At 55.2% G+C, this 21,667-nt stretch carries 16 protein-coding genes and 1 tRNA gene; 14 read left to right on the top strand and 3 right to left on the bottom strand.

Features of this window, described 5'->3' with window-relative positions; genetic code table 11:
- Positions 1-7: 7 nt before the first annotated feature.
- The 12 genes from tuf to OP500_RS00350 all read left to right on the top strand — a co-directional run bounded on the left by tuf (position 8) and on the right by OP500_RS00350 (position 14,331).
- Positions 8-1,192: an elongation factor Tu gene (tuf, locus tag OP500_RS00295; protein ID WP_274069860.1), complete on the top strand. Its 1,185-nt coding sequence runs from the start codon at positions 8-10 to the stop codon at positions 1,190-1,192.
- A gap of 6 nt (positions 1,193-1,198) precedes the next feature.
- Positions 1,199-1,274, top strand: a tRNA-Trp gene (locus OP500_RS00300).
- Between the two features lie 88 nt (positions 1,275-1,362).
- Positions 1,363-1,734 (top strand): preprotein translocase subunit SecE, encoded by a 372-nt coding sequence (gene secE, locus OP500_RS00305; RefSeq protein ID WP_238748359.1) that lies wholly within the window; start codon positions 1,363-1,365, stop codon positions 1,732-1,734.
- Positions 1,735-1,736: 2 nt separating this feature from the next.
- Entirely contained in the window at positions 1,737-2,288 is a 552-nt protein-coding gene (gene nusG / locus OP500_RS00310; RefSeq protein WP_238748358.1) for a transcription termination/antitermination protein NusG, read from the top strand.
- A gap of 97 nt (positions 2,289-2,385) precedes the next feature.
- Positions 2,386-2,817: a 50S ribosomal protein L11 gene (gene rplK, locus OP500_RS00315; RefSeq protein ID WP_238748357.1), complete on the top strand. Its 432-nt coding sequence runs from the start codon at positions 2,386-2,388 to the stop codon at positions 2,815-2,817.
- A 1-nt stretch (position 2,818) separates the two neighbouring features.
- Complete coding sequence (gene rplA / locus OP500_RS00320; protein ID WP_238748356.1) at positions 2,819-3,511, top strand: 50S ribosomal protein L1; 693 nt, start codon at positions 2,819-2,821, stop codon at positions 3,509-3,511.
- Between the two features lie 251 nt (positions 3,512-3,762).
- Positions 3,763-4,263, top strand: coding sequence for a 50S ribosomal protein L10 (gene rplJ / locus OP500_RS00325; RefSeq protein WP_238748355.1), 501 nt, complete (start codon positions 3,763-3,765; stop codon positions 4,261-4,263).
- A gap of 47 nt (positions 4,264-4,310) precedes the next feature.
- Positions 4,311-4,682, top strand: a complete 372-nt coding sequence (rplL, locus tag OP500_RS00330) for a 50S ribosomal protein L7/L12 (RefSeq protein WP_238748354.1) — start codon at positions 4,311-4,313, stop codon at positions 4,680-4,682.
- A gap of 258 nt (positions 4,683-4,940) precedes the next feature.
- The gene (rpoB, locus tag OP500_RS00335; RefSeq protein WP_238748353.1) at positions 4,941-9,131 is read left to right on the top strand and encodes a DNA-directed RNA polymerase subunit beta; all 4,191 of its coding nucleotides are present in this window, start codon (positions 4,941-4,943) and stop codon (positions 9,129-9,131) included.
- 136 nt (positions 9,132-9,267) lie between these two features.
- Positions 9,268-9,795 carry a copper resistance protein NlpE gene (locus OP500_RS00340; protein ID WP_238748352.1) on the top strand — a complete coding sequence of 176 codons (528 nt, stop codon included), beginning with the start codon at positions 9,268-9,270 and terminating at the stop codon, positions 9,793-9,795.
- A 119-nt stretch (positions 9,796-9,914) separates the two neighbouring features.
- The gene (rpoC, locus tag OP500_RS00345) at positions 9,915-14,090 is read left to right on the top strand and encodes a DNA-directed RNA polymerase subunit beta' (protein WP_238748351.1); all 4,176 of its coding nucleotides are present in this window, start codon (positions 9,915-9,917) and stop codon (positions 14,088-14,090) included.
- A gap of 31 nt (positions 14,091-14,121) precedes the next feature.
- Positions 14,122-14,331: a hypothetical protein gene (locus OP500_RS00350; RefSeq protein WP_274069861.1), complete on the top strand. Its 210-nt coding sequence runs from the start codon at positions 14,122-14,124 to the stop codon at positions 14,329-14,331.
- Positions 14,332-14,480: 149 nt separating this feature from the next.
- Here OP500_RS00350 and OP500_RS00355 read toward each other — a convergent pair whose 3' ends face one another.
- On the bottom strand, positions 14,481-15,290 hold the full coding sequence (locus tag OP500_RS00355) for an autotransporter outer membrane beta-barrel domain-containing protein (protein WP_274069862.1): 810 nt from the start codon (positions 15,288-15,290) through the stop codon (positions 14,481-14,483).
- Between the two features lie 438 nt (positions 15,291-15,728).
- Here OP500_RS00355 and zupT point away from each other — a divergent pair, with 438 nt between their 5' ends.
- Complete coding sequence (zupT, locus tag OP500_RS00360; protein ID WP_274069863.1) at positions 15,729-16,538, top strand: zinc transporter ZupT; 810 nt, start codon at positions 15,729-15,731, stop codon at positions 16,536-16,538.
- Positions 16,539-16,656: 118 nt separating this feature from the next.
- Here the strand turns inward: zupT and cysS are convergent, their stop codons facing one another.
- Entirely contained in the window at positions 16,657-18,078 is a 1,422-nt protein-coding gene (gene cysS, locus OP500_RS00365) for a cysteine--tRNA ligase (RefSeq protein WP_274069864.1), read from the bottom strand.
- A 226-nt stretch (positions 18,079-18,304) separates the two neighbouring features.
- On the opposite strand from cysS, the gene lysS reads away from it, so the two are divergent.
- Positions 18,305-19,816, top strand: coding sequence for a lysine--tRNA ligase (lysS, locus tag OP500_RS00370; protein ID WP_274069865.1), 1,512 nt, complete (start codon positions 18,305-18,307; stop codon positions 19,814-19,816).
- A gap of 230 nt (positions 19,817-20,046) precedes the next feature.
- On the opposite strand, the gene OP500_RS00375 is transcribed toward lysS, so the two are convergent.
- The gene (locus OP500_RS00375; RefSeq protein WP_238748347.1) at positions 20,047-21,579 is read right to left on the bottom strand and encodes a DASS family sodium-coupled anion symporter; all 1,533 of its coding nucleotides are present in this window, start codon (positions 21,577-21,579) and stop codon (positions 20,047-20,049) included.
- Positions 21,580-21,667 lie beyond the last annotated feature (88 nt).

Here is a 21,667-nt window from a genome sequence, read left to right on the forward strand (position 1 = left end):
ATTTGCCATGGCTAAGGAAAAATTCGAACGTAGCAAACCGCACGTAAACGTTGGCACCATCGGTCACGTTGACCATGGTAAAACCACACTGACTGCAGCGCTGACCACCATTCTGGCTGAAAAATTTGGCGGTCAGGCCAAAGGCTACGACCAAATCGACAACGCCCCGGAAGAAAAAGCCCGCGGCATTACCATTAACACCTCCCACGTAGAATACGAAACCGAAGGCCGCCACTACGCCCACGTAGACTGCCCCGGACACGCCGACTACGTGAAAAACATGATTACCGGTGCCGCCCAGATGGACGGCGCGATTTTGGTATGTTCCGCTGCCGACGGCCCCATGCCGCAAACCCGCGAACACATCCTGCTGGCTCGTCAGGTAGGCGTACCCTACATCATCGTCTTCATGAACAAATGCGACATGGTTGACGACGCTGAGCTGCTCGAGCTGGTTGAAATGGAAATCCGCGACCTGCTCTCCAGCTACGAATTCCCCGGCGACGACATCCCGATCATCCAAGGTTCCGCACTGAAAGCCCTGGAAGGCGATGCCGCCTACAAAGAGAAAATCTTTGAATTGGCTGCAGCTCTGGACAGCTACATCCCCACTCCTGAGCGTGCCGTAGACAAACCCTTCCTGCTGCCGATCGAAGACGTATTCTCCATCTCCGGCCGCGGTACCGTAGTAACCGGCCGCGTAGAGCGCGGTATCATCCACGTTGGCGATGAAATCGAAATCGTCGGTTTGAAAGAAACCCAAAAAACCACCTGTACCGGTGTTGAAATGTTCCGCAAACTGCTGGACGAAGGCCAGGCAGGCGACAACGTCGGCGTACTGCTGCGCGGTACCAAACGCGAAGAAGTCGAGCGCGGTCAAGTATTGGCCAAACCCGGCAGCATCACCCCCCACACCAAATTCAAAGCCGAAGTATACGTACTGAGCAAAGAAGAAGGCGGTCGCCATACCCCGTTCTTCGCCAACTACCGTCCCCAGTTCTACTTCCGTACTACCGACGTAACCGGTGCCGTTACTTTGGAAGAAGGCGTGGAAATGGTAATGCCCGGTGAAAACGTAACCATTACCGTAGAACTGATCGCCCCGATTGCCATGGAAGAAGGTCTGCGTTTCGCCATCCGCGAAGGCGGCCGTACCGTTGGTGCCGGCGTGGTTTCTACTGTAATCGCTTAAAGCCCTAGGTCAGTAGCTCAATTGGTAGAGTATCGGTCTCCAAAACCGAGGGTTGGGGGTTCGAGACCCTCCTGGCCTGCCAAATAATAAACTAACCGGTTCTCGTAATCGGTTAGTTTTTCTTTATTTAAAATATCATTGTCCTAATAGTTTAATGAATCGAGAACATTATGAGTGAAAAAAGCAAGGGTTCTCCTTTAGAGATGTTGAAGTCAATAGTGGTTATTGCATTATTGGTTGGTGGTGCTTGGATCTATATGGGAGTGCCGGGTATTTCTCAGCAGCTTGGTATTTCTATTGCTTTTGCTGTTTGGCTGTTTGCTTTGCTTTTTTTCTTCTTTGTTTCGGCTAGAGGGAAGTGGACTAGGCAATACTTATCTGATTCATTTAAAGAAGTTAAGAAGGTAGTCTGGCCGTCAAGGCAAGAAACTATGAAGACAACTGTTTTTGTAATTATATTTTCAGTTGTTTTTACCGCCTTCCTTTATGGCATTGATAATTTGATTGCTTTTTTATTTAATATGTTGCTGGTTAAGGGGTAGTCATGTCAAAAAAATGGTATGTGGTTCAGGCTTATTCTGGTTTTGAGAAGAATGTACAAAAAGCATTAATCGAAAGAATCTCTCGAGAAGGTATGGGGGAGTATTTTGGGGAGATTCTGGTTCCTGTTGAAGATGTTGTTGATATTAAGAACGGGCAGAAGACGATTAGTGAGCGAAAAATCTTCCCAGGATATGTTCTGATTGAAATGGAAATGACTGATAGCTCATGGCATCTGGTCAAGAGTACTCCTCGAATTAATGGCTTCGTCGGGGGGACAAGTCATAAACCTTTGCCTATTTCCCAAAAAGAGGTGGATGCTATTTTGTCTCAGGTCTCAGGTTCTGAAACAGGTCAGAAGCCTAAGCCTAGGATTGAGTTTGAGATTGGTCAGCAGGTTCGCATTAATGACGGGCCTTTTATGGATTTTAATGGTTCTGTTAATTTTGTAGATTATGAACGTAGTAAATTGAGAGTAACGGTTCAGATTTTTGGTAGGGAAACCCCGGTGGAGTTAGATTTCTCTCAAGTTGAAAAAAGTGATGCATCAAGTTAAGTTACTCTTGCTTTCTTTTTGTTAGGTCTGGTAGAATCGCCGCCTTTGTGTAATTGGGGAGCGCTTTGCGCGATTACCCACGTTTGGAGTAAATACTGTGGCAAAAAAAATTGTAGGTTACATTAAGTTGCAAATACCTGCGGGAAAGGCTAATCCCTCTCCTCCTGTTGGTCCCGCTCTTGGTCAGCGTGGCTTGAATATTATGGAGTTTTGCAAAGCATTTAATGCGGCAACCCAAGGTGTGGAGCCTGGCTTGCCGATTCCTGTTGTGATTACCGCATTTGCAGATAAGTCGTTTACATTTATTCTGAAGACTCCGCCTGCTTCTATTCTCTTGAAAAAAGCTGCTGGATTGCAAAAGGGTAGTTCAAATCCGCTGACTAATAAGGTTGGCAAGATCAGCCGCGCCCAGTTGGAAGAAATTGCAAAAACTAAAGAACCTGACTTAACTGCCGCTGATTTGGATGCTGCGGTGCGTACTATTGCTGGTTCGGCGCGCTCAATGGGCTTAGATGTGGAGGGTGTGTAAAATGGCTAAAGTATCTAAACGTTTGCAGGGCTTGAGAAGTTCTATTGATTTTTCGAAAGTGTATCCTGTATCCGAGGCAATTACCTTGGTTAAGGGTGCTGCTACAGCCAAATTTGATGAGTCCATTGATGTCTCTTTTAACTTGGGTGTAGATCCTCGTAAGTCTGATCAGGTGATTCGTGGATCTGTTGTTATGCCTAAGGGTACTGGCAAGGTAACTCGTGTCGCAGTATTTGCGCAAGGCGCTAATGCTGAGGCTGCAAAGGAAGCTGGTGCTGACATCGTTGGGTTTGATGACTTGGCGGATGAAATTAAAAAAGGCAATTTGAATTTTGATGTGGTTATTGCCTCTCCTGATGCGATGAGAGTTGTAGGTCAGTTGGGTACAATTCTTGGTCCGCGTGGTTTGATGCCTAATCCGAAAGTTGGCACAGTAACGCCTAATGTTGCAGAAGCAGTAAAAAATGCAAAAGCGGGTCAGGTTCAGTATCGGACTGATAAGGCTGGTATCGTGCACGCAACAATTGGACGTGCATCTTTTTCTGAGGCCGATCTGCAGGAGAATTTTGCTGCCATTTTGGATGCGGTTGTGAAAGCTAAGCCTGCAACTGCAAAAGGGCTGTATCTTAAAAAGATTGCAATTTCCAGCACTATGGGTGTTGGCGTGCGTGTAGATACCGCGAGTGTTGCTTAATTTGTAAATTTGACCCATTGTTGGTCGATGGGTCAATTTTGGACTGCTTAAGCTTTATTTAAGCAGATGTCCGAGACCGTAGGGAACAATAGTTTTAATTTGAAATGCTTATCTAGGCATTGAAGCCCTACGCAGACGGTAGTCCTAGGTTTAAAGTATTCGGTTTTGCCAAATGTTTTTTATCAGGTTACCGCGCTGGGAGCATGCCTTATATTTAGGCATCGTTTAATGTAAACAGTAGGAGGTAGACCTTGAGTCTCAATATTGAAGCCAAGAAAGCGACAGTAGAAGAGATTGGTGCTGGTATCGCCAATGCTCAAACTATGGTTGTTGCTGAATATCGCGGTATCAGTGTTGCCAGTATGACTGAACTTCGTGCTAATGCTCGTAAAGAAGGTGTTTATTTGCGAGTATTGAAAAATACCTTGGCACGTCGCGCAGTTGAAGGAACTTCTTTTGCTGCATTGGCTGACCACATGGTTGGTCCTTTGGTCTATGCAGCGTCTGAAGATGCTGTAGCTGCAGCAAAAGTACTGCATCAGTTTGCGAAAAAAGATGACAAAATCGTTATTAAGGCTGGATCTTACAACGGAGAGTTGTTGGATGTAGCTAAGGTTTCCGAGTTGGCATCTATTCCGAACCGCGAAGAGCTGTTGTCTAAATTGTTGTTTGTTATGCAAGCGCCTGTTTCGAGCTTTGCTCGTGGTTTGGCTGCATTGGCAGAAAAGCAATCATCTGGTGAAGCTGCTTAATTATTTAATTTTATAGATTTTAATTTCAATATTTAGGAGTTTATAGCATGGCTATTACTAAAGAAGACATTTTGGAAGCCGTTGGCAATCTGACCGTAATGGAACTGAACGATTTGGTTAAAGCGTTCGAAGAAAAATTTGGTGTTTCCGCAGCTGCTGTTGCAGTGGCTGCTGGTCCGGCTGCTGGTGGCGCTGCTGCTGAAGCCAAAACTGAATTTGATGTGATCTTGGCTTCTGCCGGTGATCAGAAAGTTGGCGTAATCAAAGTAGTTCGTGCAATTACCGGCCTGGGCTTGAAAGAAGCCAAAGACTTGGTTGATGGCGCTCCCAAAACTCTTAAAGAAGGCGTATCTCAAGCAGAAGCTGACGATATCAAGAAACAGCTTGAAGAAGCTGGTGCCAAAGTTGAAATTAAATAAACTTTGGAAACAGCAACAGGCTGGCAGTAATTTACTGCCAGCCTTGTTGCGCTAACATAATAAGAAAATAGAATATTTAAATAGTTTTACAAATCAACAAAATATTTGGCTAAAATTTACCAAATATTTCAATCTTGATTTATGTGCTAACTTCCTGATGGCCGGCACAGCTCAAAGAATTTTCCTGAACCACAGGCAGCCTGAAAATTCACTCCCGATTTAAGAATCAGCCTTACAAATCTATTTGGAGTACCTGTAATGTCATATAGCTTCGCTGAAAAAAAACGTATCCGTAAGAGTTTTGCTAAACGCGAAACCGTTTTAGAAGTTCCCTATCTGTTAACTACGCAGCTTGAGTCCTATGGGAAGTTCTTGCAGCAAACCGCGGCACCGGAGCAACGCTCAAATGAAGGATTGCAGGCTGCTTTTAACTCCATTTTCCCTATTCTAAGCAATAACGGCTACGCAGAGCTGCAATTTGAGCAATATATGCTGGGCGAGCCGGTATTCGATATTGCCGAGTGCCAGCTGCGCGGTATTACTTATGCAGCTCCGCTACGGGCAAAAATTAAACTGGCCATTTTCAATAAAGAAGGCTCTAATAAACCCGAAGAGCGCGAGATAAAAGAAATCCGCGTCAATGAAGTGTATATGGGCGAAATCCCATTGATGACGCCGAGTGGTTCATTTGTTATCAACGGAACCGAGCGTGTGATTGTGTCCCAACTTCACCGCTCGCCCGGTGTGTTTTTTGAACACGATCGCGGCAAAACCCATTCATCCGGAAAATTGCTGTTTTCTGCACGTATTATTCCCTATCGCGGTTCATGGTTGGATTTTGAATTCGATCATAAAGATTTGTTGTATTTCCGTATCGACCGTCGCCGCAAAATGCCGGTAACCATTCTGTTGCGTGCTTTGGGCTACAACAACGAACAGATGTTGGAGATGTTCTACGACAAAGAAAACTATTACTTCTCCAAAGACGGTGTACAAACTGATTTGGTGCCCGAGCGTCTGAAAGGCGAAACGGCCAAGTTTGACCTGCTGGACAAAAACGGCAAGGTTCTGGTTCAGGCTGGCAAACGGATTACGGCCAAGCATGTGCGTGATATCCAAGCTACAGGCCTGACCCGCTTGAATGTCGAAGCAGACAGCCTGATCGGTAAAGTGCTGGCACGCGATGTGATCGTGCCTGATACCGGTGAAATTCTGGCGTCCGCCAACGACGAGCTGACTGAAGAATTACTGGCCCAATTCGATATTCACGGTGTGGCGCAGATTGAAACGCTGTTTATCAACGATATGGAAGCCGGCGGTTACATTTCCGCCACCATGCGCACCGATGAAACTACCGACAAAACCAGTGCCCGCATCGCCATTTACCGCATGATGCGCCCTGGCGAGCCGCCTACTGAAGAAGCGGTTGAAGCACTGTTTAACCGCATGTTCTTCCAAGAAGAGAGCTACGATCTCTCCCGTGTCGGCCGCATGAAGTTCAACACCCGCACTTACGAGCAGAAGCTGCTGCCGGTGCAAGAGGGCAGCTGGTACGGCCGTCTGCTGAACGAAACCTTTGTCGGTGCGGCCGAAAAAGGCGGTTTCGTGCTCAGCCAGGAAGACATCGTGGTAACCATCGCCACCTTGGTGGAGCTGCGTAACAGTCATGGCGAAGTGGACGATATCGACCACTTGGGCAACCGCCGCGTGCGTTCGGTGGGCGAGTTGGTGGAAAACCAGTTCCGTTCCGGTCTGGCGCGTGTCGAGCGGGCGGTAAAAGAGCGCCTGAACCAGGCCGAAGCCGACAATCTGATGCCGACCGATCTGATCAACGCCAAGCCCGTTTCCGCCGCGATTAAAGAATTCTTCGGTTCCAGCCAGCTGAGCCAGTTTATGGATCAGACCAACCCCTTGTCTGAAATCACCCATAAACGCCGTGTATCCGCGCTTGGCCCGGGCGGTTTGACCCGCGAGCGCGCTGGTTTTGAAGTGCGCGACGTGCATCCGACCCACTACGGCCGCGTCTGCCCGATTGAAACGCCCGAGGGCCCGAACATTGGTTTGATTAACTCGCTGTCGGTATTTGCCCGCACCAACGACTACGGTTTCTTGGAAACGCCCTACCGCCGCGTGGTCGATGGCAAAGTAACCAACGACATCGACTATCTGTCCGCCATCGAAGAAGGTCGCTATGTGATTGCCCAGGCCAATACCGATTTGGACAAAAACGGCAAGCTGCTCGGCGATTTGATTACCTGCCGCGAAAAAGGCGAAACCATTTTGGCGACTGCCGACCGCGTGCAGTATATGGACGTGGCCACCGGCCAGATTGTTTCCGTGGCTGCATCGCTGATTCCCTTCTTGGAGCATGACGACGCCAACCGCGCCCTGATGGGTGCCAACATGCAGCGTCAGGCCGTACCCTGTCTGCGTGCCGAAAAACCGCTGGTCGGTACCGGCATCGAGCGTTCCGTAGCGGTGGACAGCGCTACCGCCATCGTTGCCCGTCGCGGCGGCGTGGTCGAGTATGTCGATGCCAACCGTATCGTGGTGCGCGTGCACGACGACGAAACCAGCGCCGGCGAAGTGGGCGTGGACATCTACAATCTGGTGAAATTCACCCGTTCCAACCAGTCCACCAACATCAACCAGCGCCCCGCCGTCAAAGCCGGTGACGTGCTGCAACGCGGCGACCTGATTGCCGACGGCGCTTCCACCGACTTGGGCGAGCTGGCGCTCGGTCAGAACATGACCATCGCTTTTATGCCGTGGAACGGTTACAACTACGAAGACTCGATTCTGATTTCCGAAAAAGTGGCCGCCGACGACCGCTACACTTCCATCCACATCGAAGAGCTGAACGTTGTCGCCCGCGACACCAAACTCGGTGCCGAAGAAATCACCCGCGACATTCCCAACCTGTCCGAGCGCATGCAAAACCGCCTGGACGAGAGCGGCATCGTCTTTATCGGTTCCGAAGTCGAAGCCGGCGACGTACTGGTGGGCAAAGTCACCCCCAAAGGCGAAACCCAGCTTACGCCCGAAGAAAAACTGCTGCGCGCCATCTTCGGCGAAAAAGCCTCCGATGTGAAAGACACCTCGCTGCGCATGCCCACCGGCATGAGCGGCACCGTTATCGACGTACAGGTCTTCACCCGCGAAGGCATCCAGCGCGACAAACGCGCCCAGTCGATTATCGATGCCGAGCTCAAACGCTACCGCCAAGACCTCAGCGACCAGCTGCGCATTTTCGACAACGACGCCTTCGACCGTATTGAGCGCATGATTGTCGGCCAAAAAGCCAACGGCGGCCCGATGAAACTCGGCAAAGGCAAAGAAATCACCGCCGAATACCTGGCCGGCCTGCCCAGCAAACACGACTGGTTCGACATCCGCCTGGCCGACGAAGAACTGGCCAAGCAGCTCGAACTGATTAAAGGCAGCCTGCAAGACAAACGCGAAGAAGCCGACGCCCTTTACGAAGTCAAAAAGAAAAAAATGACCCAGGGCGACGAGCTGCCCCCCGGCGTGCAGAAAATGGTCAAAGTATTCATCGCCATCAAACGCCGCCTGCAGGCCGGCGACAAAATGGCCGGCCGCCACGGTAACAAAGGCGTGGTATCGCGTATTCTGCCGGTGGAAGACATGCCCTATATGGCCGACGGCCGCACCGTCGATATCGTCCTCAACCCGCTGGGCGTACCGAGCCGTATGAACATCGGCCAGATTCTCGAAGTGCACTTGGGCTGGGCCGCCAAAGGCATCGGCCGCCGTATCGAAAAAATGCTGGATGAGCAGAAGAAGGTAAAAGAAATCCGCGCCTTCCTCGAAAAACTCTACAACGGCAGCGGCAAAAAAGAAAACCTCAAATCGCTCAGCGACGACGAGATTCTCACGCTGGCCGAAAACCTCAAAGGCGGCGCCACCTTTGCCTCTCCGGTGTTTGACGGCGCCAAAGAGAAAGAGATCTACGAGATGCTCGAACTCGCCTACCCCAGCGACGATCCCGAAGTGCAGAAACTCGGCTTTAACGACACCAAAACCCAGATTACGCTCTACGACGGCCGCTCGGGCGAGCCTTTCGACCGCAAAGTAACCGTCGGCGTGATGCACTATCTGAAACTGCACCACCTGGTGGACGAGAAAATGCACGCCCGCTCCACCGGCCCCTACTCACTGGTTACCCAACAGCCCCTGGGCGGTAAAGCCCAGTTCGGCGGCCAACGTTTCGGTGAGATGGAAGTGTGGGCGCTCGAAGCCTACGGCGCCGCCTACACCCTGCAAGAGATGCTGACCGTGAAGTCCGACGACGTAACCGGCCGTACCAAAATGTACGAAAACATCGTCAAGGGCGAACACAAAATCGATGCCGGCATGCCCGAATCGTTTAATGTGATCGTCAAAGAGATCCGCTCGCTCGGTCTCGATATCGACCTGGAAAACAACTAGGCATCCGGGCAGCCTGAAAGGCGGAAAAACTTTTCAGGCTGCCTTCAAGGCCGTTTTCAGGCAGCCTGAAACGGCATGCCCAGATTTTCCGCTTCAAGTTTAAAGGCAGCCTGAAAACCGTTTCGAGAATCCCGCAATGACCGCAAACCGCCGCTTCATCTCCATCCTGACTTCCCTGCTGGCCACTGTCGCGCTGGCTGCTTGCACCGAGCAGGCACCGCAGCAGAACGATGCGCCCGCCGCGTCGGTTGCCGTTCAGGCTGCTTCGGCCGCCGACGGTTTTCAGGCTGCTTCCGCCGCGTCCGATAGCGCCGCATCTGATGCCGCGATGTTCGACGACGGCCACAATGCCGAAAACTCGCTCGACTGGGCGGGCATCTATCAGGGCGAACTGCCCTGCGCCGACTGCGCGAAAAACGTCGTTACCCTGCGCCTGAACGATGACAAAAGCTATGTGCTGACCACCGATTCGCAAGGCGGCAAACAACCGCTGAAAACCGAAGAAAAAGGCCGCTTCGAGTGGGAAAACGGCAGCATCGTCAAACTCGACGAAAAAGCCGCCCACGCCCGCTTTTTCGTTGCCGAAGGCCGCGTGCAGATGCTCGAAGCCGGTCAGAACGCCTTTCGCGAAGACAGCCGCTACAATCTGGAAAAGCAGCCCTAAGCCGCTGCCCGTCTTGCTTTCAGGCAGCCTGAAAGCCTGAAAAACCGTTTTCAGGCTGCCTCCTTAAAAATTTTTAGTTGAATCCAAACCGTCCCCCGGGCAAATCCCAAGGAGCAAAAATGAACCTAACCGATTTATTCGCCCCCCTGCAGCAGGCAGGTTCCGAAGAATTCGACGCCATCAAAATCGGCATCGCCTCGCCCGACACCATCCGTTCGTGGTCCTACGGCGAAGTGAAAAAACCGGAAACCATCAACTACCGCACCTTCAAGCCCGAGCGCGACGGTTTGTTCTGCGCCAAGATTTTCGGCCCGGTCAAAGACTACGAATGCTTGTGCGGCAAATACAAGCGCCTGAAATTCAAAGGCGTAACCTGCGAAAAATGCGGTGTGGAAGTAACGCTGACCAAAGTGCGCCGCGAGCGCATGGGCCATATCGAATTGGCCGCGCCGGTTGCCCACATCTGGTTTTTGAAATCGCTGCCCTCCCGTCTGGGTATGGTGCTGGACATGACCCTGCGCGACATCGAGCGCGTGCTGTACTTTGAAGCCTTTGTGGTTACCGACCCCGGCATGACCACGCTGCAACGCCGCCAGTTGCTGTCGGAAGAAGACTATTACGCCAAACTCGACGAATTCGGCGACGACTTTGAAGCCTATATGGGCGCCGAAGGCATCCGCGAGCTGCTGCGCGGCCTGGATGTGGAAAACGAAATCGGCATCCTGCGCCAAGAGCTGCAAAGCACCAATTCCGAAACCAAAATCAAAAAGCTGGCCAAACGCCTGAAAGTGCTGGAAGCCTTCCACCGCAGCGGCATGAAGCTCGAGTGGATGATTATGGACGTGCTGCCGGTGCTGCCGCCCGATCTGCGTCCGCTGGTACCGCTGGACGGCGGCCGTTTCGCCACTTCGGATCTGAACGATCTCTACCGCCGCGTGATCAACCGCAACAACCGCCTGAAACGCCTGCTCGAACTGAACGCGCCCGACATCATCGTGCGCAACGAAAAACGCATGCTGCAAGAAGCGGTGGACAGCCTGCTGGACAACGGCCGCCGCGGCAAAGCGATGACCGGCGCCAACAAACGCCCCCTGAAATCGCTGGCCGATATGATTAAAGGCAAGAGCGGCCGCTTCCGCCAAAACCTGCTGGGTAAACGTGTGGACTACTCCGGCCGTTCCGTGATTACCGTCGGCCCCTACCTGCGCCTGCACCAGTGCGGCCTGCCGAAAAAAATGGCTTTGGAATTGTTCAAACCGTTTATTTTCCACAAACTCGAACAGCGCGAGCTGGCCACCACCGTTAAAGCGGCAAAAAAACTGGTTGAGCAGGAAGTGCCGGAAGTTTGGGACATCTTGGAAGAAGTCATCCGCGAACACCCGATTCTGCTCAACCGTGCGCCGACCCTGCACCGCTTGGGTATCCAAGCCTTCGAGCCGATTCTGATTGAAGGCAAGGCGATCCAGCTGCATCCCTTGGTGTGCGCCGCGTTCAACGCCGACTTCGACGGCGACCAAATGGCCGTCCACGTGCCCCTGAGCCTGGAAGCGCAGATGGAAGCCCGCACCCTGATGCTGGCCTCCAACAACGTGCTGGCGCCGGCCAACGGCGAGCCGATTATTGTGCCCTCGCAAGACATCGTGTTGGGTCTGTATTACATGACCCGCGACAAAATCAACGGCAAAGGCGAAGGCAGCCTGTTTAGCGACGTGAAAGAAGTGCACCGTGCCTACCACACCAAACAGGTGGAACTGGGCACCAAAATCACCGTGCGCCTGCGCGAGTGGGAGAAAAACGAAGCGGGCGAATTCGAGCCGGTGGTTAAGCGTTACGAAACCACCGTCGGCCGTGCGCTGCTGTCTGAAATCCTGCCCAAAGGCCTGCCGTTTGAATACATCAACAAAGCGCTGAAGAAAAAAGAAATCTCCAAGCTGATTAACGCCTCCTTCCGCCTGTGCGGCCTGCGCGACACCGTGATTTTCGCCGACCACCTGATGTACACCGGCTTTGCCCTAGCGGCCAAAGGCGGCATCTCCATCTGCGTGGACGATATGGAAGTGCCCAAGCAAAAAGCCAAACTCTTGGCCGAAGCCAATGCCGAAGTGAAAGAAATCGAAAGCCAGTACCACGCCGGCTTGGTAACCAACGGCGAGCGTTACAACAAAGTGATCGATATTTGGGGCAAAGCGGGCGACAAAATCGCCAAAGCGATGATGGACAATCTGTCCACCCAGAAAGTAATCGACCGCGAAGGCAAGGAAGTCGATCAGGAATCGTTCAACTCCATCTACATGATGGCCGACTCTGGCGCCCGTGGTTCCGCTGCCCAGATCAAGCAGCTCTCCGGCATGCGCGGCCTGATGGCCAAACCGGACGGCTCGATTATCGAAACGCCGATTACCGCCAACTTCCGCGAAGGCCTGACCGTATTGCAGTACTTTATCTCCACCCACGGCGCGCGTAAGGGTCTGGCCGACACCGCGCTGAAAACCGCCAACTCCGGTTACCTGACCCGCCGTCTGGTGGACGTAACCCAAGATTTGGTGGTAGTGGAAGAAGACTGCGGCACCAGCGACGGCTTCGCCATGAAAGCCGTGGTGCAGGGCGGCGACGTAATCGAACCGCTGCGCGACCGCATTCTCGGCCGCGTTACCGCCGCCGACGTGGTTGATCCTTCCAGCCACGCCACCCTGATCGAAGCCGGCACCCTGCTTGACGAAAAACTGGTGGACATGATCGACAACTCTGGCGTGGACGAAGTCAAAGTCCGCACTCCGATTACCTGCCAAACCCGCTACGGCCTGTGCTCCAAATGCTACGGCCGCGACCTTGCCCGCGGCAAACTGGTGAACACCGGCGAAGCCGTCGGCGTGATTGCCGCCCAGTCCATCGGCGAACCCGGCACCCAGCTCACCATGCGTACCTTCCACATCGGCGGTGCCGCGTCCCGAGCCGCCGCCGCCAGCCAGGTGGAAGCCAAATCCAACGGCACCGCCCGCTTCAGCAGCCAGATGCGCTACATTGCCAACAACAAAGGCGAGCTGATCGTGATCGGCCGCTCCTGCGAAGTAGTGATTCACGATGCCGTCGGCCGCGAGCGCGAGCGCCACAAAGTGCCCTACGGCGCCACCCTGCTGATTAAAGACGGCGAAGAGCTCAAAGCCGGCCAAACCCTGGCCACCTGGGATCCGCACACCCACCCGATGATTACCGAATACGCCGGTACCGTGCGTTTCGAAAACGTCGAAGAAGGCGTAACCGTCAGCAAGCAGACCGACGACGTAACCGGCCTGTCCACTCTCGTCGTGATCGACGGCAAGCGCCGCACCAGCTCCAGCAAACTGCTGCGCCCCACCGTCCACCTGATCGGCGAAGACGGCGAACCGGTTACCATCCCCGGCACCGAAACCCCGGTTACCATGACCTTCCCCGTCGGTGCCGTGATTACCGTGCGCGAAGGCCAGGAAGTCGGCAAGGGCGACGTGATGGCGCGTACTCCCCAGGCCACTTCCAAAACCCGCGACATTACCGGCGGTCTGCCCCGCGTGGCCGAGCTGTTTGAAGCCCGCATCCCCAAAGACGCCGGCATGCTCGCCGAAGTTACCGGTACCGTCGGCTTCGGCAAAGAGACCAAAGGCAAACAGCGCCTGGTGATTACCGATTTGGACGGCGTCAGCCACGAAACCCTGATTTCCAAAGAGAAACAGCTGCTGGTGCACGACGGCCAAGTGGTCAATCGCGGCGAAACCATCGTCGACGGCGCCGTCGATCCGCACGACATCCTGCGCCTGCAGGGCATCGAAGCGCTCACCCGCTACATCGTGCAGGAAGTTCAGGAAGTGTATCGTCTGCAGGGCGTGAAGATTTCCGACAAACACATCGAAGTCATCATCCGCCAGATGCTGCGCCGCGTGAACATCACCGACCCCGGCGACACCGGCTTCATCACCGGCGAGCAGGTCGAACGCGCCGACGTGATGATCGCCAACGAAAAAGCCGAAGCCGAAGGCAAAGAGCCCGCCCGCTTCGACAACATCCTGCTCGGCATCACCAAAGCCTCGCTCTCGACCGACAGCTTTATTTCCGCCGCATCGTTCCAAGAAACCACCCGCGTGCTTACCGAAGCCGCGATTATGGGCAAGAAAGACGATTTGCGCGGTCTGAAAGAAAACGTCATCGTCGGCCGCCTGATCCCCGCCGGCACCGGCCTGAGCTACCACAAAACCCGCCGCGCCCAATGGGCGGCGCAGCACGGCCAGGCCGCTGCTGCGGCAGCGGAAGAAGCGGCAGAGTAAGTTTGAGCCGCAGCGGCAGCCCGAACAGGGCTTGCCGCAGAAAAAGCAGCCTGAAAACCGCGAATGCGGTTTTCAGGCTGCTTCGTCTTTCAGGCTGCTTCGTCTTTCAGGCTGCTTCGTCTTTCAGGCTGCTTCGTCTTTCAGGCTGCTTCGTCTTTCAGGCTGCTTCGTCTTTCAGGCTGCTTCGTCTTTCAGGCTGCTTCGGTGCGCGGTGCGCACCCTACGGCTGCTGCAGGTGTAACCCAACAAATAAAGTGAAATGTTGGGTTTGCCAACCCAACCTACACTCTGCAACGCACTCCCTACACGCCCCCAGGCAGCCGATAAATCGGATGAAGAAAGGCTACCTGAATTTCAGGCAGCCTTTGCGTTGCAGACAAGCGCGGCGGTTTAAAAGCGCAGGCCGGCGCGGATGCCGAAGCTGTGTGTGCGATCGCTGATCGAATCAAAATGCATGCCGGCATGGTCGCGGGCGCGGATTTTGAAATGCGCGTATCGGTAGTAGGGGCCGAAGGTCAGTGCCAGATTCGGGGTAAACTGCTTCTGCGCGTCCACGCCCAAGCCAATGCCGTAGCTGCTGCTCTTGTTGTGCGTTTCATCGGGTACGGCAAAAGCCTGCGACCATTTGGTTTCAGTTCTCTTACGCAGGCTGACCTGCGCTTCGCCCCACGGGGTGATGCTCCAGCCGCCGCCCAAGTCCTGCTCGTATTCCACCTGCGCCTTCAAATACAGAGTGCTGACTGTGCCGTCCACTTGATTCGGGTTGTGCACGGTGCGGTGTGCACGGGCTTTGTTGCTACCATAGCTATAGCCCAAGCCGCCGCCCACACGCAGGCCTCCCTGCTTGAAGCCGGACGGGGAATACAGGTAGCCGGCATATAGGTCGATTTCATCGACCTTGCCGCCGTCCACCTGGGTTAGGCCGTCCTCTTTAGAATCGTAGTTTCGGTAGGCATAGCCCATTTCGGCACGGATGGCGTGCTGTTGCGCCAGCGGGATATCAGCGCGGCCGCGCAGGGTAAAGCCATCACCACTGGCTTTGAAGCCACCGTTGCCTTTTTCGTTGTCATGCTCGTAGCCGGTGGTAACGGTATAGCGCCCGTCTTTAATCGGGTGCAGCGGGGTTTCTTGGGAATCGGGCGCGGCGGATGCGGCGGCGGCGAAGGAAAGGATGGCAAGGGCGAGTAGGGTTTTCTGCATAATTCGGTCTCCTTGGAATGGGGATTGAACGATGCTGCAAAAGCCCGAAAAAAAGGGCTGCACAGCGGGGCTGCACAGCGGGGCTGCACAGCGGGGCTGCACAGCGGGGCTGGGGCGGCAAACCTGCCTGCGGCGGTTTGCCGCCCCGGCCGAACGCATTATCAATCATCCGAGCCTAGACTTACAATTCTAGCGGCAGGTTTTGCCTTTATTAACAAAAGCCGCGTAGGTCGGATACTTGTATCCGACATTTTCCGTTTCTGTATGAATGCCACAATGCCGCCCTTACGGCCGGCCGTCGGATTCGAGAATCCGACCTACATGCTTAGGGCAAAGGTTTCAGGCAGCCTGAAAACGCCGGGGCTATCGCCCTTATTGTTGATAAGCATTCTTATTGGCAATAAGATGCAGGCTTTCCAGTTTCCCTAACGCCGCGCCATGACCGCCTATACTCTGTCCAATCTTACCGTTGCCTTTGCCATTGCCGCCGCTGCCGGACTGTTTACCGTGCTCGGTAGCGCGCTGGTGATTTTTTCCAAAACCCCCAACCCGCGCATTCTCTCTTTCGGCCTGGCTTTTGCCGGCGGCGCGATGGTGTATGTGTCGCTTACCGAAATTCTCGGCAAATCGTCCGAAGCCTTTACCCAGGCCTACGGCGCCAGCCGCGGGTTTGCCGCCGCCACGCTGGCCTTTCTCGCCGGCCTGGCTGCCATCGCCTTTATCGACCGCGTGATTCCCAACCCCCACGAAACGCTCGATCCCAATGATCCCGCCTTTCGCGAAAACAAACGCCGCCATATTGTCCGCGTCGGCATGATGGCCGCCGTTGCCATTACCGCGCATAACTTCCCAGAAGGGCTGGCTACCTTTTTTGCCACGCTGGAAAACCCTGCCGTCGGCATGCCGCTGGCGCTGGCCATTGCTATCCACAACATCCCTGAAGGCATCTCAATTGCCGCGCCGGTGTACTACGCCACCCGCAGCCGCCGCAAAACCGTGCTTGCCTGCCTGATTTCCGGCCTGGCCGAACCGCTGGGCGCGGTGCTGGGCTATGTCTTTCTCAAACCCTTTCTGTCGCCCGCCGTGTTTGGTGCCGTCTTCGGCATCATCGCCGGTGTGATGGTGTTTCTCGCGCTCGACGAGCTTCTGCCCGCCGCCAAACGCTATTCCGACGGCCACGAAACCGTGTACGGTCTCACTTCCGGCATGGGCGTGATTGCGCTCAGCCTGGTGCTGTTTCATTTTTAAACCGCACGGCGCGGTGGCGGCAAAACAAAAAGGCAGCCTGAAAACGGATTTTTCGTTTTCAGGCTGCCTTTTTGATGGATTACAGCCGTTTTGCGTTTTCAGGCTGCTTTGGGCCAGTTTAACCGCGCGTCCAGCTGGTGCCGTCGGCGCCGTCGCGCAGGGTGATGTTTTCGGCGGCGAGCAGGTCGCGGATGCGGTCGGATTCCGCCCAGTTTTTGTCGGCGCGGGCTTGGCGGCGCCGGGCGATCAGCTCTTCGATTTCTTCGTTGGACAGGCCGCCGGCGGGGGCGCCGCCGTGCAGGAACTCGGTCGGGTCGCGCTGCAGCAGCCCGATGGTGGCAGCCAGCGCTTTCAGGCAGCCTGAAAGTTCGGCGGACTGGGTTTTGTTGGCTTCGCCGGCCAGCTCGAACAATACCGCCATTGCTTCGACGGTGCCGAAATCGTCGTTCATCGCGTCGTAAAAACGGCGGGTGTAGCCGTTGGCATCGCAGGCAGCCTGAAAAGCGGCGGGCGGCACGTTGGCCAGGGTGTTATACAGGCGGGTGAGCGCGTTTTTGGCGTCGTCCAGATGCGCGTCGGAATAGTTCAGCGGGCTGCGGTAGTGGGCGCGCAGGATGAAAAAGCGCACGACTTCTGGGTCGTATTGTTTCAACACGTCGCGGATGGTGAAGAAGTTGCCCAGCGATTTGGACATTTTCTCGCCGTCCACTCGGATAAAGCCGTTGTGCAGCCAGTATTTCACATGGCTGGCCACGGGTTTGCCGTGGTGCGTTACTGCATGGCCGTGGCCGCAGGCATGGCCGCTGGCGCCGACGCTTTGGGCGATTTCGTTTTCATGGTGGGGAAACTGCAAATCCGCGCCGCCGCCGTGAATATCAAATGTGTCGCCGAACAGTTTTTCGCTCATCGCCGAACATTCGATGTGCCAACCCGGGCGGCCTTGCCCCCACGGGCTGTCCCACGCCGGTTCGCCCGCTTTGGCGGCTTTCCACAAAACAAAATCGAGCGGGTCGCGTTTGAAACCGTCCACTTCCACGCGCTCGCCCGCACGCAGATCATCGAGTGATTTGCCCGAAAGCTGGCCGTAGGCGGCAAACTCGCGCACGGCGTAATACACGTCGCCGTTGGCCGCCGGATAGGCTTTGCCGCGTGCAATCAGGCTTTCAATCATTGCAATCATCTCGGCGATGTTTTCGGTGGCTTTCGGTTCGAGATCGGGGCGCAGTACGCCCAGCGCGTCGGCATCTTCGTGCATCGCCGCGATAAAGCGGGCGGTCAAATCGCCGATGGTTTCGCCGTTTTCCGCCGCGCGGGCGATGATTTTGTCGTCGATGTCGGTGATGTTGCGCACATAAGTGAGCGGATAGCCGCACTCGCGCAGCCAGCGGGCAATCATGTCAAACACCACCATCACGCGGGCATGGCCGAGATGGCAGTAGTCGTAAACCGTCATGCCGCACACGTACATGCGCACGTTTTCGGGGTTGATGGGGGCGAAGGGTTCTTTTTGGCGGGTGAGGGTGTTGTAGAGGTTTAGCATAATGTGTTTTTCGTGTGAAAGGGCAGCCTGAAAAGGATTTGCGGTGTTTCAGGCTGCCTGAAAAGCGCGGATTGTAGCGGAAAAGCAGGGTTTTCCCTAGCGTTTTCCCTGCGGCAAGGCAGCCTGAAAACCGCCGGACCGTTTTTCAGGCTGCCTGTCGGGCGCGGCTTTAAAAAAGCGGGCGGGGCGCGTAAAATGCGCGCTTTTTCCCTGCCGAGAAGTCCCCATGACCGACCACCAGATTCCCGCCGAAGAGCCGCAAATCGACGAAAACCAAATCATCGCCATCCGCCGCGAAAAACTCAACGAAATCCGCAAGCAAGGCATCGCCTTTCCCAACGATTTCCGCCGCGACGCGTTTGCCGCCGATTTGCACGCGCGATATGGCGAAATGAGCAAAGAAGAGCTGGACCCGCAAGCCGTACCCGTGAAAATCGCCGGACGTATGATGCTCAAACGCCAAATGGGCAAAGCCAGCTTCGCCACCGTGCAGGATGCCACCGGACAAATCCAGCTTTATCTCAACAACAAAGGCGTGAGCCAAGAAACGCTGGACGCGTTCAACCATTGGGACATGGGCGACATCGTCGGCGCGGAAGGTACGCTCTTCAAAACCAACCACGGCGAGCTCACCGTGCGCGTGTCGCAAATCTGCCTGCTGAGCAAATCGCTGCGTCCGCTGCCCGACAAACACAAAGGTTTGAGCGATCAGGAAACCAAATACCGCCAGCGTTATGTGGACTTAATCGCCAACGCCGACAGCCGCGACGTGTTTATCAAGCGCAGCAAAATCATCCAAGCCGTGCGCAATTTTATGGTTTCCGAACAATATCTTGAAGTGGAAACGCCGATGATGCACCCCATCCCCGGCGGTGCAACGGCCAAGCCCTTCGTTACCCACCACAATGCGCTGGACATCCCGCTGTATCTGCGCATCGCCCCCGAGTTGTATTTGAAACGGCTGGTGGTCGGCGGCTTGGAGCGCGTGTTTGAAATCAACCGCAGCTTCCGCAACGAAGGCATGTCGGTGCGCCACAATCCCGAATTCACCATGATTGAGTTCTACGAAGCCTTTTGCGACTACAACCGCATGATGCAGATGGCGGAAGACACCATCCGCGCCGCCTGCCGCAGCGTTTCAGGCAGCCTGAAAATCCAATACAACGGCAAAGAAGTCGATCTGGAAAGCCCGTTTGAGCGCCTGACCATCCTGCAAGCGATCAAAAAATACAACCCGCACTACACCGACGAGCAGCTGAACGATGCCGAATGGCTGAAAAAAGAAATTGTGAAACACGGCGAAAGCCTGCCGCACGCCGCAGGGCTGGGCAGCCTGCAACTGGCGCTGTTTGAAGGCTGCGCCGAGAGCAAATTGTGGAACCCCACCTTTATCGTCGATTACCCCGTGGAAGTATCGCCCTTGGCGCGCGCATCCGACAGCAAGCAAGGCTTAACCGAGCGCTTTGAATTGTTCGTCGTCGGGCGCGAGCTGGCAAACGGCTATTCGGAATTGAACGACCCCGAAGACCAAGCCGCCCGCTTCAAAGCGCAAGTGGCGCAAAAAGACGCAGGCGACGACGAAGCCATGCACTACGACGCCGACTACATCCGCGCCATGGAATACGGCCTGCCCCCCACCGGCGGCTGCGGCATCGGCATCGACCGCTTGGTGATGCTGCTGACCGATACGCAAACCATCCGCGATGTGATTTTGTTTCCGCAGATGCGGCCGGAATAGGGCGTATCGAAGTGAAAAAGGCAGCCTGAAAACCAGTCAAACGGTTTTCAGGCTGCCTTTTGGTTTGGCTGCATGTTTTTAGCTTCGCAACTTCGCTGCGCTACGCAGGCTGCTTTTGCGACGCCCGAACAAAGGCAGCCTGAAAACGGTTTTCCCGCTTTCAGGCCGCTTTGTCTTGCATCGGCAGCAGCGTTTTCAGGCTGCTTTAAATCTGTTTGCCGACAGGCGTGTTACCAATAGCCCAGCGATTTCCACCACAGGGCGCCGACGATGCCGAAGACGAGAATATTGACCACGCTCATCACAAAGCCGGCTTTCCACCATTCGCCCAGCGTGGTGTAGCCGGAGCCGAAAATCACGGGCGAAGTGCCGGTGGCGTAGTGGGTGAGCGTCATCATAATGCTGGACGCGGCGGCCATCATCAGCGCCATCAGCATCGGCGGGGCGTGCAGGGTGATACCGGCGGTGAGGAAGGCGGCAAACATGGCGGTGATATGGGCGGTGGTGCTGGCAAAAATATAGTGGCTGTAAAGATAGGCCAGCGTCAGCAGCACGGCCACGGTGATGCCGCTCAAACCCATGTGGCCGATGCCGCTTTCCAGCACACCGGAGAACCATTTGATCAGACCGAGTTTGTTGAGATAACCGGCCATCATCACCAGCGCGGAGAACCAGATGACGGTGTCCCACGCGCCTTTTTCTTTGAGCACGTCGTCCCAAGTGAGCACACCCGAGAGCAGCAGCAGCGACAGGCCGATAAAGGCGGTGGCGGTGGCATTGACGGTAAAGGCCTTGCCCAGCAGCAGCGACGGCAGCCCCGCCCACAGCACCAGCAGCACGGCGAAGATGGCGAGCATGATTTTTTCGTCGCGCTTCATTTTGCCCATTTCCGCCAGCCGGTCTTTGGCAAACTGCGCCGAGTTGGGCGTTTCCTTGATTTCGGGCGGGCAGACGAAATACAGCACCAGCGGCATCAGCGCGAAGGCTACCAGCCCGGGCACCAGCATCGCCCACGCCCACGTGCCCCACGAGAGGCGGAACTCGCTGCCCACGGTTTCGGCAATCAGGTTGACCACCAGCGGGTTGGGCGCGGTGGCGGTGATGAACATCGCCGAAGAAATCGGGTTGGAATGGTAGTTCACCAGCGCCAGATATTTGCCCATGCGGTTTTGCGTGCCCTTTTCCGGATCGGAATCGTAGCTGGAGGCAATCGCCTTCATCACCGGATGGATGATGCCGCCGCCGCGCGCGGTGTTGCTCGGCGTAACCGGCGCCAGAATCAGCTCCGAGAGCGCCAGGCTGTAGCCGATGCCCAGCGTGCGCTTGCCGAACAGGGCAATGAAGTAATAGCCGATGCGCGCACCCAGCCCCGTTTTCAGCAGGCCGCGCGAAATCATAATCGACACCCCGATCAGCCAGATCAGCGGATCGGCCAGCGACGAGAGCGCGTCTTTCATCGCAGCGGCGGTGATTTTGTCGGGCGTGGTGAGTTTCGGGTCGGTCAGATCGACGGTAACGCCGGTAACCGACACCAGCATGATGGCGACAATGGAGAGCGCGCCGATCGGCATTGCCTTGCCGATAATCGCCGCGATGATGCCGACGAACATCGCCAAGAGCTGCCACGCCTGCGGTTTGACGCCCGCCGGCGCGGGAATCAGCAGGATGACCACCGCAATCGCCACCGCCACGGCGGCGGGGATGGGTTTGAAACCGAGCTTGGCGGCCGGTTTCGGATCGGGTTTTGGATCGGACTTGCTCATGATGTTTCCTTTCTATGTGCGGCAGCTTTCAGGCTGCCTGAAAAAACATGGCAGGATTTGTGCGGGTGGTATTGTAGCCCCGCAAGCG

The organism is Kingella sp. SNUBH-2017, assembly GCF_028680565.1.
Classification (GTDB): Bacteria; Pseudomonadota; Gammaproteobacteria; order Burkholderiales; family Neisseriaceae; genus Kingella_D; species Kingella_D pumchi.